The sequence below is a fragment of the Kitasatospora sp. NPDC032757 genome (assembly GCF_055579305.1).
On the sequence record NZ_JBVINN010000013.1, the window covers coordinates 86319 to 101228 of the forward strand.

General features: G+C 73.6%; 13 protein-coding genes and 1 tRNA gene. 9 read left to right on the top strand and 5 right to left on the bottom strand.

The window, feature by feature from the left end; all coding sequences use genetic code 11:
* Positions 1-10 precede the first annotated feature (10 nt).
* Positions 11-661, bottom strand: a complete 651-nt coding sequence (locus ACZ5WK_RS17425) for a LysE family translocator (RefSeq protein ID WP_465548351.1) — start codon at positions 659-661, stop codon at positions 11-13.
* Between the two features lie 111 nt (positions 662-772).
* Here ACZ5WK_RS17425 and ACZ5WK_RS17430 point away from each other — a divergent pair.
* Positions 773-848 (top strand) — tRNA-Glu (locus ACZ5WK_RS17430).
* A 115-nt stretch (positions 849-963) separates the two neighbouring features.
* Positions 964-2481 (top strand): SDR family oxidoreductase, encoded by a 1518-nt coding sequence (locus tag ACZ5WK_RS17435; RefSeq protein ID WP_465548287.1) that lies wholly within the window; start codon positions 964-966, stop codon positions 2479-2481.
* A 73-nt stretch (positions 2482-2554) separates the two neighbouring features.
* Here the strand turns inward: ACZ5WK_RS17435 and ACZ5WK_RS17440 are convergent, their stop codons facing one another.
* Complete coding sequence (locus tag ACZ5WK_RS17440; RefSeq protein ID WP_465548288.1) at positions 2555-3199, bottom strand: DUF3592 domain-containing protein; 645 nt, start codon at positions 3197-3199, stop codon at positions 2555-2557.
* A 191-nt stretch (positions 3200-3390) separates the two neighbouring features.
* Here ACZ5WK_RS17440 and ACZ5WK_RS17445 point away from each other — a divergent pair, with 191 nt between their 5' ends.
* Both ACZ5WK_RS17445 and ACZ5WK_RS17450 read left to right on the top strand, forming a co-directional pair.
* Positions 3391-4281, top strand: a complete 891-nt coding sequence (locus ACZ5WK_RS17445; RefSeq protein ID WP_465548289.1) for a phosphatidylinositol-specific phospholipase C — start codon at positions 3391-3393, stop codon at positions 4279-4281.
* Between the two features lie 39 nt (positions 4282-4320).
* A complete protein-coding gene (locus ACZ5WK_RS17450; RefSeq protein ID WP_465548290.1) occupies positions 4321-5058 on the top strand; it encodes an MBL fold metallo-hydrolase in 738 nt (245 codons plus the stop codon).
* 51 nt (positions 5059-5109) lie between these two features.
* Here ACZ5WK_RS17450 and ACZ5WK_RS17455 read toward each other — a convergent pair whose 3' ends face one another.
* The 3 genes from ACZ5WK_RS17455 to ACZ5WK_RS17465 all read right to left on the bottom strand — a co-directional run bounded on the left by ACZ5WK_RS17455 (position 5110) and on the right by ACZ5WK_RS17465 (position 9499).
* On the bottom strand, positions 5110-5766 hold the full coding sequence (locus tag ACZ5WK_RS17455; protein WP_465548291.1) for an SCO2400 family protein: 657 nt from the start codon (positions 5764-5766) through the stop codon (positions 5110-5112).
* Positions 5767-6067: 301 nt separating this feature from the next.
* Positions 6068-6619 (bottom strand): VanZ family protein, encoded by a 552-nt coding sequence (locus ACZ5WK_RS17460; RefSeq protein ID WP_465548292.1) that lies wholly within the window; start codon positions 6617-6619, stop codon positions 6068-6070.
* An 84-nt stretch (positions 6620-6703) separates the two neighbouring features.
* Positions 6704-9499 (bottom strand): penicillin acylase family protein, encoded by a 2796-nt coding sequence (locus ACZ5WK_RS17465; protein ID WP_465548293.1) that lies wholly within the window; start codon positions 9497-9499, stop codon positions 6704-6706.
* A 344-nt stretch (positions 9500-9843) separates the two neighbouring features.
* Here ACZ5WK_RS17465 and ACZ5WK_RS17470 point away from each other — a divergent pair, with 344 nt between their 5' ends.
* The 5 genes from ACZ5WK_RS17470 (at position 9844) to ACZ5WK_RS17490 (ending at position 14745) form a co-directional block, all read left to right on the top strand.
* Entirely contained in the window at positions 9844-10860 is a 1017-nt protein-coding gene (locus ACZ5WK_RS17470; protein WP_465548294.1) for an ArsR/SmtB family transcription factor, read from the top strand.
* 264 nt (positions 10861-11124) lie between these two features.
* Positions 11125-12333: a cytochrome P450 gene (locus tag ACZ5WK_RS17475; RefSeq protein WP_465548295.1), complete on the top strand. Its 1209-nt coding sequence runs from the start codon at positions 11125-11127 to the stop codon at positions 12331-12333.
* A 100-nt stretch (positions 12334-12433) separates the two neighbouring features.
* Positions 12434-13567, top strand: coding sequence for a type III polyketide synthase (locus ACZ5WK_RS17480; RefSeq protein ID WP_465548296.1), 1134 nt, complete (start codon positions 12434-12436; stop codon positions 13565-13567).
* 61 nt (positions 13568-13628) lie between these two features.
* Entirely contained in the window at positions 13629-14204 is a 576-nt protein-coding gene (locus ACZ5WK_RS17485; protein WP_396319171.1) for an NUDIX domain-containing protein, read from the top strand.
* A gap of 112 nt (positions 14205-14316) precedes the next feature.
* Positions 14317-14745 carry an SHOCT domain-containing protein gene (locus tag ACZ5WK_RS17490; RefSeq protein WP_465548297.1) on the top strand — a complete coding sequence of 143 codons (429 nt, stop codon included), beginning with the start codon at positions 14317-14319 and terminating at the stop codon, positions 14743-14745.
* The last annotated feature ends 165 nt before the right edge of the window (positions 14746-14910 follow it).

Here is a 14910-nt window from a genome sequence, read left to right on the forward strand (position 1 = left end):
CCCAGAGGCGTCAGGGAGCCGCCAGCACCACCCGAGAGCGGTCGGCCGCGATCCGCACCGCGAAGCCCGCCAGCGCGGTACCCATCAGATAGCGGTGCACCCGCTGCCAGAGCGGGCGCCGGGCGAAGAACGAGGACACCGAACCGGCCGTCAGCACGAACACCGCATTCCCGGCCACCCCGACCGCGATCTGCGTCAGGCCCAACAACAGGCTCTGGACGGCGACATGGCCGCGCTCCGGCTGGACGAACTGCGGCAGCAACGAGACGTACAGAATCGCGATCTTGGGATTCAGCAGACAGGTCAGCAGACCCATGCCGAACAGCCGCCCCGGCCCGTCCGCCGCCAGCTCCTTCGGCGCGAACGCCGAACTGCCACCCGGACGGACCGCCTTCCAGGCCAGCCACAGCAGGTAACCCGCACCGGCGAACTTGACCGCCAGATAGACCTCCGGCACCAACGCGAACACCGTCGCGATACCAGCGGTCGCCGCGACCAGATAGGTCAGGAAGCCGACGAACACGCCCGCCAACGAGATCAGCCCGGCCCGACGGCCCTGAGCAACCGAACGGGACACCAGATAGATCATGTTCGGCCCCGGAGCCAGCACCATCCCCAGCTCCACCATGGCGATTCCGGCCACCGCACTGAGACTCACCATCGTGATCTCCCCGTTCCCTGTCGTGCTCGCGGCGCGTCCTGCCCCGATCAAGGCCCTCATCCTACGAATAATGTGATCTTCTCTCGCGCAGCCGGTACAGTCCCTCCCACTGCCCGGGCGTAGCGCAGAGGCAGGCGCGCCGCTTTCTCATGGCGGAGACGTCGGTTCGAATCCGGCCTCCCGGGCAGGCCTTGGCCCCGGAGCACGGAGTCAGGCGCACCGCTCCGCCCTGCCGGGCACGCCGGTTGGAACCCGGTCGGGACCACCGGGGCACTGCAGCACAGCGCACGAGGGGGACGGACATGGCGGTCCGAAGCGACGGGCACACCACAGCCGACGAGTGCGCCACGGCCGACGAGGTCACCGCAGCCGACGAGTGCGCCACGGCCGACGAGGTCACCGCAGCCGACGGGGGCCGGGCCGCCGACGAGCACACGACGGCCGACGAGGTCACCACAGAAGAACTGGCCGCCTTCAGCCGCACCCTCGGACGCCTGCGCGCCCTCCCCGCCGGCAACCGGATCCGGCTGCACGCCGAGCGGCAGCTCGAATCCTTCGTCCGCGAGAGCCGCAAGCGCCGCCGCCAGAGCGTCAAGGACGAGGCCCGCCGGGCCGACGCCGACCTGCTCGCCGCCACCGCCACCGGGGCCCGCGACCGGCGCGAGGACGCGCCGCTGGCCGTGGCCGCGGCCACGGCCCCGCTCGGCGAACTCCGGCTCGGCCGACGGTGCTACGTCTGCAAGCAGCGCTACCGCCGGGTGGACGCCTTCTACCACCTGCTCTGCCCCGCCTGCGCCGCCGACAACACCTCCCGCCGCGCCCTCGCCACCGACCTGCGCGGCCGCCGCACGCTGCTCACCGGCGGCCGGGTGAAGATCGGTTTCGAGCTCGCCCTGATGATGCTGCGCGACGGCGCCGAGCTGATCGTCACCAGCCGCTTCCCGCACGACACCGTCCGCCGGTTCCGCGCCGCGCCGGGCTCCGCCGACTGGTGGAGCCGCCTCACCGTCGTCGGCATCGACCTTCGCGACCCCCGCCAGGTACTCGGCCTCGCCGGACAACTGCTCGCCGACGGCCGCCCGTTGGACATCCTGGTGAACAACGCCGCCCAGACCCTGCGCCGCCCGCCCGAGTCCTACGCGCTGCTGGCCGCCGGTGAGCAGGCCGCGCTGCCCGCCGCGTCCGTCACCGCGGTGACGCACGCGCCCGGCTTCCGGCCGATGCCGGCGCTCTCCCCGGCCTGGCCCGCAGCCGAACTCGACGTCGGCCCCCCGGCGTTGACGGCCGACGTGCTGCCCGAGCTGGCCGACGAGGCCGGCCTGCTGCCCGACCTCGCGCCCGCCAACTCCTGGTCCGCCCGGCTCGGCAGCCTCGACCCGGGCGAGGTGCTGGAGACCCAGCTGGTCAACGCCCTCGCCCCCGCGCTGCTCTGCGACCGTCTGCTCCCGTTGCTGCTCGCCTCCCCGTACCCGCGCCGCTACATCGTCAACGTCAGCGCGGTGGAGGGCCGGTTCGCCGTCCGCAACAAGACCGCCGGGCACCCGCACACCAACATGGCCAAGGCCGCCCTCAACATGCTCACCCGCACCAGCGCCGAGGAACTCGCCGCTCAGGGCGTCCACATGTGCGCCGTCGACACCGGCTGGATCACCGACGAGAACCCGGCCCCCAAGAAGGCCCGGATCGCCGCCGGAGGCTTCCGCACCCCGCTCGACATCGTCGACGGCGCCGCCCGCGTCTACGACCCGATCGTCCGCGGCGAGGCCGGCGCACCGGTGTCGGGTCTCTTCCTCAAGGACTACCGCGAGGCCGCGTGGTGACCTCCGCCGACGTCGCCGGGATCCTCCGGCCGTTGCGGCGGTGCGCAGCGTGCACCGCCGGGGGGCGGGACGCTCAACCGCGGCGCCGGACCGGTCTCCTCCGGCGGCGGCGCAACCTGAGCAGGGTGCGGGCGACCAGGCAGAGGTAGCCGAGGACGGCGAGCCCTGCGACGGCGGCCAGGACGAACATCATGACCGGCCGCTTCGCGTCGTGCTCGTCCGTCTGGCCGTTCTCCGGGTCGACCCAGAGGCGGACGTGGTCGCCGTCCCGGTGCGGTTCGATGGTGCTCCGGGTCTCCTGGTACGACCGGCCGTCGAGGGTCCAGCTGTAGAGGCAGCTGAAGGAGCCGGTGTCAGGGCCGTCCCCGCTCCGGTGGATCCGGTCGCACGTGCTCAGGGTGGCCGTCACCGGCCGGGTGGTGCGGTCCTGGATGCCGCTCCGGCGCAGGCCCGCGTGGAAGCTGCCGACGCAGATCACGACTCCGAGCAGTGCGAGGTAGGCCGTCCCGTAGAGCCAGCCGGGGCCGCTCCACCGCATCTTCGGATGACCGAGCACCGAGACGGTGAAGAAGATCCCGCAGAGGATCCACCCGTCCAGGGAGAGCGGGCTGGCGCCGTCGGCGGTCGGCCAGACGCCGACGGCCAGGCAGACCGCGGTCCCCGTCAGCCCGAGCACGCCCGCTCCGACCCGGATCCTGCCCACCGTTCTGCGGTCCATCGCACTCTCCTCGGTCGGCCCCGGCCTCGGCATTCATCCGGACGAGTGCCCGCGGGGTGCCGGTTCCACCGTCCGCACCCCTGGGCAAAGCGGGCCGGCATCCCGACAATGAGCATGCCACTCACTCTCCCGTCCCGTCCCCACACACCCAACGGGGGTACCACGCCATGTCCTTGAGCACCCGTACACCGATGAGCAGGCGCACCTTCGGCCGCACCGCCCTGCTGGGCGCCCTCGCCTCCGCCGGGCTGGGGGCGGGCATGCCGCGGGCCTCCGCGGCCACCGTCCCGGGCGGGGCGGACTGGCTGGGCGCCGTCGACCCGCAGGCCTCCCTCGCGCGGCTCACCCTCCCCGGCACCCATGACACCTGCTCGCTCTACGGCGGCGCCCTGACGCAGACTCAAACGCTTTCGGCACCGGACCAGTTCGCGGCAGGCATCCGCTTCCTCGACATCCGCTGCCGGTTCATCGACGGCGTGTTCGCGATCCACCACGGCCCGGTCTTCCAGCAGATCTTCTTCGGCGACGTACTCAACCAGTGCCAGGCCTTCCTCGCCGCGCACCCCGGCGAGACCCTGGTGATGCGGGTCAAGCAGGAGTACTCCACCGTCTCCGACGCCGAGTTCGGCGCCCTCTTCGCCGACTACCAGCGGCGGTGGCCGGGCCTGTTCTGGGCCGAGGACCGGATCCCGCACCTGGGCGAGGTCCGCGGCCGGGTCGTCCTGATCGCCGACAACTCCGGCCTGCCCGGCCTGCGATGGGGCGGCCCGCACACCGACATCGAGGACGACTACGACATCGGCACCATCTTCGACCTCAACTCCCGCAAGTGGCCCGAGGTCTCCTCCCACCTCGACGCCGCCCGGGCCGCCACCGACCCGCAACGGCTCTTCCTCACCTTCACCTCCAGCTCCGGCTGGGGCCTCTGGCCGCGCCAGGCCGCCGACGCGATCACCCCCAGGCTGCGCGGCTACCTCGGCGGCCTCGACCGTTCCGCCCGGCCGGTGCTCGGCACCGTCCCGATGGACTTCGTCACCGCCGAACTGGTGCGCTCGCTGTACGCGTTGAACTTCGGCGCCTGACCCGGCAGGCCCCGCCCGGCCGCATGAGAGCATCGCCTGATGCGCAGACTGACGGTGCTGGGAACGTGCGGGGCCTGGCCGGAGGCCGGGCGGGGTGCCAGCGGCTTCCTGCTGGAGTACGACGGGTTCCGCCTCGTGCTGGACCTCGGCTACGCGACGCTCCCCCGACTGCTGGAGCACGCCCCCGCCGGGGACGTCGGCGCGGTGGTCGTCACCCACGAACACCCCGACCACTGCGCCGACCTCAGCGCCCTCTGCCGCGCCCGTTACTTCGCCCAGCCGCGCGGGCCCCGCCTGCCGCTGTACTGCCCGCCGGGGGTCGTCCGGCGGGTCCAGGCGATGGAGCCGACCGAGGACCTGCGCGAGGTCTTCGACGTGCACGACCTCCCGGGGAGCCACCGGGTGGGCCCGTTCGGCCTCGACGCCGCCCTGCTGCCGCACCATGTCCCGCACGCCGGCGTCCGCCTGGCCGCCCCCGGCCTGACCCTCGCCTACAGCGGCGACGCCGGTCCGGGCGAGGCCCTCGCCCGGCTGGCGGCGGGCGCCGACCTGTTCATCGCCGGGGCCACGCTGCAGGGCACCGCGCCCGAGGGCGACGACCCCCGTCTGATGAGCGCCGCGACGGCCGGCGCCTGGGCGGCCCGCGCGCGGGCCGAACGCCTGCTGCTCACGCACTTCTGGCCGGGCAGCGACCGCGACCGCTCGGTCGCCGAGGCCCGGAGCACCTTCGCCGGTGAGGTCCTCGCGGCCGACGAGGGGCTGGTGGTCACGCTCTAGCGGACGCGGACGGCGACGCGGACGCGAACGGCCAGCCGGCCGGCCGGCTCGCTACGTGCACCAGAACAGGAACGGCGTGCAGCTGGGCGTCGGCTTCGGGGCGGTGGTGGCCGAGGGGCGCGGGGCGGTCGCCGAGGGCTGCGGGGTGGTGGACGGGGCGGTGCTCGGCGCCGGTGGGACCGGCGGGGCCGGCGGGGCCGGCTGGGCCGGGTCGGGGGCACGGGTGGCCGTCGGCGCCGCCGGAGCGCTGCTCCTGGCGGAGACGGAGGCAGACGCGGTGGGGCTCGGGCCGGTGCGCTGGGCGATCGGCGCGGCCGGAGCCTTGGTCACGCTCGGCGCGGCGGCGGGGGTGGCGGTGGCCGGGGCGGAGGCGCTCTGCGACTGCGCCGTGTCCGGCCCGCCCGCGCCGGGCGAGGGCGGGGCGCCCTCCGTACCGCTGGCGGCCAGCGCCGCGGCGCCGAGGCCCGCGACGGCCAGGCCGACGACCGAGAGCACCAGGACGCCGGGCCGCCTCCCGGACCGGCGGGCACCGCGCCGGGAGGCGGCCGGCCCGGTGGCACGGCCGCCCTGCGGGGGCGACGCCCCGGCGGGCAGGGGGCCGGGCACGGCGGCCTCCGGCGGCGTCTCCCGGTTCTCCGCGGGGGCCCCGCAACCGGGGCAGGCCAGGGCGCCGTTCAGGTGGCGGCGGCAGGGTGCGCAGTAGTCCATGTGATCTTCCCGTGCTGCCGGGGCGGCCGGCACACACCGGCCATCGTCGGCCGGCTCCACGCACGTCGTCGTGCGCATGCGGAGCCTAGGCAGCCCGACTGTGAGGGTTCCAGACGCGGCTGTGATGCTTTTGCGAAGGTTGCGTCGCCTTCGCCGTGCCCGCGGTGGACCACGCCGCAGCCGGCACGTCCGCGTGCGTGGCTCCACGGACACGTCCGGCCCCCGGCCACGGGCGCGCCGCCTACCTCATGCGTTTCGCGTACTGCACGGGGATGTGCCGCTCCGCCTTCCGCGCCGTGCGTCAGGCCCGGCCCTCCCGCAGCGAACGGGCGCCCGCGCGGGCCAACGGACCGGCGAGCAGGCCGAACGCCGCGCCGAGGGCGAGGCCGAGCAGGTTGTCGCAGACGTCCTGCAGGTCGCAGGCCCGCCCGAGCGCGGGCACCGCGTACTGGGCGGACTCGACCGCGAACGGCAGCGCCGCCGCGCCCACCAGGACGGCCACCACCCGCGGCTTCGTCCCGGCGAGGGCGGCGGCGAATCCGATCGGCAGGAACACCAGGACGTCCAGGTCGGCCTGGCGGGACGTGAGCCACTCGCCGGGCGGGCGCAGCCGTACGCCGTCGAGGGTGCAGTGCCGGACGGCGAGGCGGGAGTACTCCCAGAACGGGCCCTGCGTGTCGGGGAGCAGCGAGAGCGTCACCAGCCCGCCCAGTGCGAGCAGCAGCACGAACGCCACCGCCCAGTGCGCCCGCAGCAGCCGCCCCACCGGCCGGTTGAGCAGCGCGGCCGGCACCAGCGAGCAGAGCAGCCCGGGCCAGAACATCGGCATCGTGCCGAGGACAGCTTTGATCACGCCAGAACGGACGCCGTCGAACGCCCGCCCGGTTCTCCGTCCGCCACGAAAGAGGACGGGGAACCGGGCGGCCGTGGCACGCGCTCAGCGGTGCGCGGAGAACTGCACCACCTGCTGGTACGTCGGGCGGTTCTGCCAGGTGGCCTTGGGGTCGGTCACCCCGCCCAGCGGCCGCTGGATGATGCTGTCGGCGCACCACTGGTCGCCGGCCGGGCAGTCCCCGTCGCCCGGGTAGACCTGGGCCGGGGTCTGCGCGGCCGCCCGCTTCAGGGTGTCCAGCAGGACGGTGCGGCAGGCCGACAGGTCTCCCCCGCCGCAGAACGGCCGGGCCAGCGGGCTCGCCACCGGCTCACCGAGCACCGTCCGCAGGTCCTTGTCCAGGTAGCTCCACCAGCCGTACTGGAAGGCCGAACCCCGATGCGGGATGGACTCGTTGGCGCTGGATCCCGATCCACCGGGGCCGGTTTGCCCGCCGGACGGCGACTCGTTGACCTGCAGCGCGCCGGTGAGCGCGGCGAAGAGCTGGTCGCCGAGGCCGGGCCGCATCGTGCCCTCCGCCACCAGCGGCCACCAGGCGTCCATGGTCCGGATCGCCGTGGCGTCGGTGTAGGCGTGGCTGCCGGCCGAGGTCTCCCGGCGCTGCGCGCCGTGCGCGAGCCAGGTCTCCAGCTGCTGCGCCGCCGTGGCCGTGGCCGGGTCGGTCACCGGGGCGCTGCGGATCACCCGCAGCAGCTCGGGCAGCACGTCCTCGGCCCGCAGGTCGGCCAGGGCGGCGCTCTCCATGGCCTGGGTGAGCGAGACCCGGCTCGCCTTGCCGCCGTTCTTCAGCAGGGCCTTCACCCGGTCGTCGAGCAGGTTGCCGCGGTGCACCGAGCCGTTGCCGAAGCCGGCCGCGGTGTACGAGGTGGCCTGCTTGTTGTTCCAGGAGATGTAGTAGTCCTGGTTGACCGATTGCGGGTGCTCGGCCGGCGGGGTGTACCGGGCGGTGTTGCCGGCCGGCTGGAAGTCGGCCCACTCGTAGGCCGGTTCGGCGCGGACGGGCAGGCCCGCGTCGACGCCGGGCGCGCGGACGGGGTTGCTGCCGGAGTTGTAGTACGCGATGTCCCGGGAGTCGGCGTAGAACCAGTTGAAGGTGTAGTTGATGTCCTGCGCGGCCTTCTGGAAGCTCGCCGCGTCGTGCACGGCGCCGGGGTCGTTCAGCTCCTGGAAGCCGATGATGGAGTCGGCCTCGTGCCGGTAGGTGGAGCGCAGCGAGGTGAAGGCGACCGGGGCTCCGCCGACGGTGCCGCGCGCGGTCACCAGGCCGTAGTTCGAGCGGTACATCACCAGCGTGTACGAGCCGGCCGGGGTGGAGTCGCCGGTCGTCGGGCTCCACGCGTTCTTCCGCTCCAGCCGGTCGAACGGCACGCACCGGCCGTGCCAGAGGTAGGAGTCGGCGGCCGTGGTGGCCGGGGAGCCGTCCGTGGTGCAGAGCGGGACGGCGTAGGTGTCGGTGATGTCCTGGCCCGCCGAGGTGGCGCTCCAGGCGTAGTCCTGGCCCCGGCCGAGCTGGACGTAGAAGCTGAGGCCGGCGAAGGCGGCGCCGCGGGCGCTGATCCCGGGGCCCTGGAGCTCCTCCAGCATCAGCAGCTGCGGGGCGAAGTAGCCGGTCTGCGGGCCGAAGACGGCGACGGGGTGCCCGTCGTCGGTGCGACTGCCCGAGACCAGCAGCGCGTTGGACATGCCGTGCCTGGCGCTGAGCAGGCCGCCCGGGAGCACGCCCGGCGCAGCGGTGGTGAGCTGCCCGGCCGACCCGGTGGCGTCGTAGACCATCCGCTCGGGCACCACCGAGCCCGGATCCGGCAGTGCGGCGCCCTGTGGACTGTCCGGCACCTGGGCGTACGGGAAGCTCTGCCCCTCGTGCAGGGTCTGGACGGCCTCCGCGTCGTCGGCCTCGCGCAGCGACCGCCAGACCGCGTCGCCGGCGTCCTTGCCGTAGCGGGCCTCGGCGGCCGACTTCACCTGGGCGGAGGCGAGTTCACCGCCGCCGCCGGATCCGAACAGCGCGCCGACGACGGAGGCCAGGGCGACCAGGTCGGTCAGTTTGAAGGGCTCGATCGAGCCCTGGTTGGTGATCGGGTCGATGTGGCCGGTCAGGTCGTACTCGCCGGGGAAGTACCGGCCGCCGTAGGCCTCGCCGATGTACTGGTTGATCCCGTCGAGGTAGGCCTTGGCGTCGTCGAGGGCCTGCTGTGCCCGCCCGCCCCGGCCTGCCAGGGCGTCGATCTGGCGCTGGAGTTCGTCCTCGGTGTAGGGCGCGGCCTGCCAGAAGCTCTGTTCCAGTTGGCGGTTGGCGGCGGCGCCGCCGGCGAAGCCGGAGAGCCCGCCCCGCCCGACGTGCCGGAAGAGGTCCATCACCCAGAGCCGGTCCTGTGCGGCGGCGTACCCTGCGCCGAACTCGGTTCCCTGGCGGGTGGTGCCGGTGATGTGCGGGATGCCGGCGGCCTTGTCCCGGACGATGGTGACGTCGGAGCGCGGCTTGCTGGTGCTCGCCACCTGGTCGGCGGGGACGCCGAAGGAGGCGTCGTTGAAGAAGGAGCGCAACTGCGTCTCGGTGAGGCCCTGGTAGCCGGCCGCGAGGTCGGCGTACGGGCCCAACTGGTCGTCGGTGTGGGCGGGGCGGCTGCCGAACATCCGGTTGAGGACGATCTCGGCGAGGGTGGCGTTGCCGTTCTCGCCGGGCGGCAGGATGTCGAGACAGCGGCCGCCGCAGTAGTCGCCGGGTGCGGCCGCCACGACGGGCGCGGCCGGGGCGGGGGTGGCCGTGAGGGCGGGGGTGATGAGGAGGGCCGCCGAGAGGCCGGCGGCCAGGAGCCTGAGCGCGTGGGGGCGTCGGTGCATACCTGCTCCTCCGTCAGAGCTGCGGGGATTTCGACGGTAGGGCGGTTACCGGCCGGTTGCCTAGTGGCGTGCATGCCATATCCGGTCCGCCGCAGGCGCGTTGACGGCCTCACGGGATCGCGCCCGGCATCCTCCACGGCCCGGCGCCCCGACGGGCCGGCATCCTCCACGGCCCTGCGCCCCGACCGGGCCGGTGCCCGGACCCCCGTACCGGGCACCGGCGTCGGACCCATCCTGACCGCCCGACCGGGCTCCCCGCCAAGGGTTTCAGCGCTCGCCGAAAGCCCCTGCTGGACGCGGTGCGCGCCCTGCGGGAGACTCGACGCAACTGCTGGGGAGGGCCGTTGCTCCGCATCCACTTCACCGCCGACGATCTCGCCCGGGTCCGGGTCGCGCCGACGCTCGGCCCCCTCACCGAGGCCTTCCTCGGCCTCCACCAGCTCACCGGCCCCGGCGGCTGCCCGCAGTTCCGGCCCTGGCGCCGGCGGTTCTCCCGGAGGATCGGCGAAGAACTCCGCCCGCTGGCCTCCCTCAGCCCCCATCTGGACCTCGGCACGCTCACCAAGCGGGACACCACGGTCGAGGGCGGCATCGACCGGCTGCTCGGCACCCCCGACCGGACGTTCCGGCTGGAGGTCGCCGACGTCGCCACCGCCCGCACCGACCCGCGCTGGCACGCCGCGCTCCAGCAGGGCGACCTGTCCGCCCGCCGCCTGCTGGCGGACTCGCTGACGGCCTGCCACGACCTCACCGTCGGCCCGCAGTGGAGCCGGCTGCGCACCCACCTGGACGCCGTCCGGGCCGACTACGCGCGCACCCTGCTGGACGGCGGCGTCGAACAGCTGCTGGCCACCGCCCACCCGCAGCGGATCCGCTGGCGGGCTCCGGTCCTGGAGGTCGACTACCCCCGGGACAACGAGGTCCGGCTCGAAGGCCGGGGGCTGGTCCTGGCCCCGATGGTCTTCCTCCCCGACCCTCCCGTGCTGCTCACCGACGGCGACGAGCCACAGGCACCGCTCACCCTCGCCATCCCGACCGTCCGCGACGTCCTCACCGCCGCCACGCTGTGGAGCGAGGAGGAGAACGGCTCCGGGCGCCACTCGCTCACCGCCCTGCTCGGCCGGACCAGGGCCGCCGCCCTGGACGCGGTCGCGGCGAGCTGCACCACCACCGAACTGGCCCACCGGCTCAACGTCTCGGCCGCCTCCGCCAGCCAGCACGCGACCGTGCTGCGCAACGCCAACCTCATCACCACCCAGCGCCGCGGCGGCGCCGTCCTGCACACCCTCACGCCGCTCGGCACCGACCTGCTCAACCGCACCACCACCGCCCGCACCCCGGGGCGGGAGGCTCCGGCTTAGGGCTTGCCTGACACTCCGGCCCGCCCTCCCGCGCCCGCCCTCCCATGGCCACCCTCCCGCGCACGGGCGTCCCGCGCCCGCCCTCCCGGGAGGAGCTACCGGCCCCAACTCGCCCATATCGCATGACAATCAGCTATCTCGCTCGATCGAGCGAACAATCCGCCGTGTCCGGATTTCCGCCACCCGATGGGGGAATATCAGCACGTCCGCGCCCGAACGACCCAACGTCCGGGCGGTACCGACTCCGGCCACTTGGATCAGCCCGTGACTACCTCCGCCCCCGTGTGGGACTGCCCCTTCAACCACACCGAAGGCCTGGAGTTCGACCCCCTCCTCAAGCGACTGCTGCTCACCGAGGAGCGGATCGCCAGAATCCGGCTGCCGCACGGCGAGGGCGAGGCCTGGCTGGCCACCCGGTACGAGGACGTCCGCGTCGTCACGACCGACCGCCGGTTCAGCCGCGCGGCCGGCATCGGCCGGGACCTCCCCCGGATGACGCCCGCCCCGATCGCCCAGGTCGAGGCGATCAACCTGATGGACCCGCCCGCCCACAACCGGCTGCGCCGGCTCGTCGCCAAGGGCTTCACCAACCGCCAGGTCGAGCGGATGCGCCCGAAGACACAACGGATCGTCGACGGCCTCCTGGACGGGATGGAGGAGCACGGCTCCCCCGCCGACCTCGTCCACCACCTCTCCGGCCGGCTCCCGCTCACCACCATCTGCGAGATGCTCGACATCCCCGAGCAGGACCGCGCCGAGCTGCGCGAGAACGCCGTCGCCATGATGGCGATGGGCCCCGGCAGCGGTGACGGCCAGGTGCGCGCCAAGGCCGCCCTGCGCGCCTACTTCTCCGAGCTGACCGCCGCCCGCCGCCGCGACCCCGGCGAGGACTTGATCAGCGCGCTCGCCACCGCACGGGACGAGGAGGAGCTGCTGGACGACCAGGAGCTCGCCGTGATGGCCATGGTCCTGCTGGTCACCGGCCACGACACCAGCACCTACCAGCTCAGCAACATCACCTACACCCTGCTCACCCGCCCCGAGCAGCTCGCCAAGCTGCGCGCCCGGCCCGAGACGCTGCCGAGCGCCCTGGAGGAGCTGCTGCGCTTCATCCCGTTCCGCCAGGGCGTCGGCATCGCCCGGGTCGCCACCGAGGACGTCGAGCTCGGAGGCGTGCTGATCAGGGCGGGCGAGGCCGTCCACGTCTCCTACCTGGCCGCCAACCGCGACCCGGCGGTGTTCGAGCGCCCCGACGAGCTGGACCTCGACCGCGGCGCGGCCAACCACATGACCTTCGGCTACGGCACCCACCACTGCGCCGGCGCCCACCTGGCCCGGATGGAGCTCCAGGTGGCGATCGGCACGCTGCTGCGCCGTTTCCCCGGGCTGCGGCTGGCCGTGCCGACCGCCGAGCTGGACTGGCAGACCGGCTCGATCTGGCGCTACCCGCGTACCCTGCCGGTCGCCTGGTGACGTCCCCGCCGCACCGTCCCGGCGCCCGTCCACCGCACCCGTAGGCCACTGCCCGCGCCGGCCGCCGGCCGCACGGGTCACCAGGGGAGACTTCACACCCATGGCAACACTCTGCCGTCCCGCCATCGCCGTACCCGAACACGTCATCACCCTCGACCAGACCCTCGACCTGGCCCGCACCCTGCACGCCGACCACCCCCAGCTCGGCCTTGCGCTGAGGCTGATCGAGAACACCGGGGTGCGGACCCGGCACCTGGTCCAGCCGATCGACGAGACCCTGCGGCACCCCGGTTTCACCACCCGCAACGCCGTCTACGAGCGCGAGGCCAAGCGCCGCGTCCCCGAGGTGGTCGAACGCGCCCTCGGGTACGCCGAGTTGTCCGCCCGCGACATCGACCTGATCGTCTACGTGTCCTGCACCGGCTTCATGATGCCCTCGCTGACCGCCTGGCTGATCAACACCATGGGCTTCCGCTCCGACACCCGGCAGGTGCCGATCGCCCAGCTCGGCTGCGCGGCCGGCGGCGCCGCGGTCAACCGCGCGCACGACTTCTGCCGCGCCTATCCCGGCGCCAACGTCCTCATCGTGGCCTGCGAGTTCTGCTCGCTCTGCTACCAGCCGACCGACCTCGGCGTCGGCTCACTGCTCTCCAACGGCCTGTTCGGGGACGCGATCGCCGCCGCCGTGATGCGCGGCCGCGGCGGCACCGGCGTGCACGTCGAGCGCAACGGCTCGCACCTCGTCCCGCACACCGAGGACTGGATCTCCTACGGCGTCAAGGACACCGGCTTCCACTTCCAACTCGACAAGCGCGTCCCCGGCACCATGGAGATGCTGGCCCCGGCCCTGCGCACGCTCGCCACCGAGCACAACTGGGACGTCTCCGGCCTGGGCTTCTACATCGTGCACGCCGGCGGACCGCGCATCCTGGACGACCTCTGCCACTTCCTCGGTCTGGAGCCGGCCGCCTTCCGGTTCAGCCGGGCCACGCTCACCGAACGCGGCAACATCGCCAGCGCGGTGGTCTTCGACGCGCTGGCCCGCCTCTTCGCGGAGGGCACCGTCGCCGACGGCACCCACGGTCTGATCGCCGGCTTCGGCCCGGGCATCACCGCCGAAATCTCGCTGGGCAGTTGGGCCGGAGCCCCGATCGAGGCGGCCATCCCGCACCGCCCGCGCACCCTCGACACCGCCGATCTGCAGCCGAAGTTCGGCGTCCCGGCCGCGACCTGACGCACCGGCGGGAGGCCCGACGGACCGGCCCGGCTCCGGGCCCGAGGACTATGATCAGTAGATGACGGACACCACCGAGAGAGCCGGCGGGCCGGCGGACCTGCCGACCCGGTTCCCGAAGTTGCACGCGGCGCAGTACTGGGCCTGGGGGCGCTTCGACGCCCAGTTCTCCACCGCGCTGCCGCCGGACGAACTCGTCACCAACATCCACCTCGTGGGCTTCGACGGCGGGCGCATCGTGCTCTGCCGGGACGACCGCGACCACTGGTTCCTGCCGGGCGGCACCCGCGAGCACGGCGAGTCGATCGCGTCCTGCCTGACCCGGGAGCTCCGGGAGGAGGCCGGCGCCCGCCTGCTCGGCGAGCCGGTCTGGCTGGGTGCGCACCGCTGCGTGACCGACAACCCCGTGCCCTACCGGCCGTGGCAGCCGCACCCCGAGAAGGCCTGGCTCTGGGGCTGGGCCGAGGTGGCGGTGGACTCCACGCCGACCAACCCGGACGACGGCGAGCAGGTGGTCGAGGTGCGGGCAGTCGAGCCGGCCGAGGCACAGCGGCTGCTGGTCCGCAGCCACGAGGCCTGGTGGGGCGAGCTGGTCGGGCTGGCCGTGGAGCTGCGGGAGCGGGCGGCCGCGGGCTGAGCCCACGCCTGTCGGGGCCGAAGGTCACCGGAATGGCCGAACAGCGCAGCACACCGTCCGGTATGCGGTGATACGACTCGATTGAACTCGGGTCCGCACCGACGGGAGCGTCATGGACAACTACCCGCTGCTCAACATCTTCTGGACGATGCTGGAGCTGTTCCTCTGGATCCTCTGGTTCTTCCTGCTGTTCAAGATCATCACGGACATCTTCCGCAGCCACGACCTCAGCGGCTGGGGCAAGGCGGGCTGGCTGATCCTGGTGATCCTGATACCGCTCATCGGCGTGCTGGTCTACGTCATCGCGCGTGGAAAATCGATGGGCGAGCGGGACGTCGCCCAGGCCCAGAAGAGCGAGGCCGCCTTCAAGGCGTACATCCGTGACGCCGCCACCGACACACCCGAGGGCGGCGGCGCCCCGGGCGGCGGGGGCGGCGGCCGCAGCCACGTCGAGGACCTGGCCAAGCTGGCCGACCTCAAGGCCGCCGGCGCCATCACCGAGGAGGAGTACCAGAAGGCCAAGGGGAAGCTCCTGGTCTGACTTCCCGCACCCGCCGGCGGGGGGGGGGGGGGGGGGGGGGGGGGGGGGGGGGGGGCAGGGGGGGAGGGGGGGGGGGGGGGGGGGGGGGGGGAGCGGGGGGGGGGGGGGGGGTTGTTGTTTCTTTTTCCCCCCCCCCCCCAGTGCCGGGTGCCGGAGAAGGCGGCG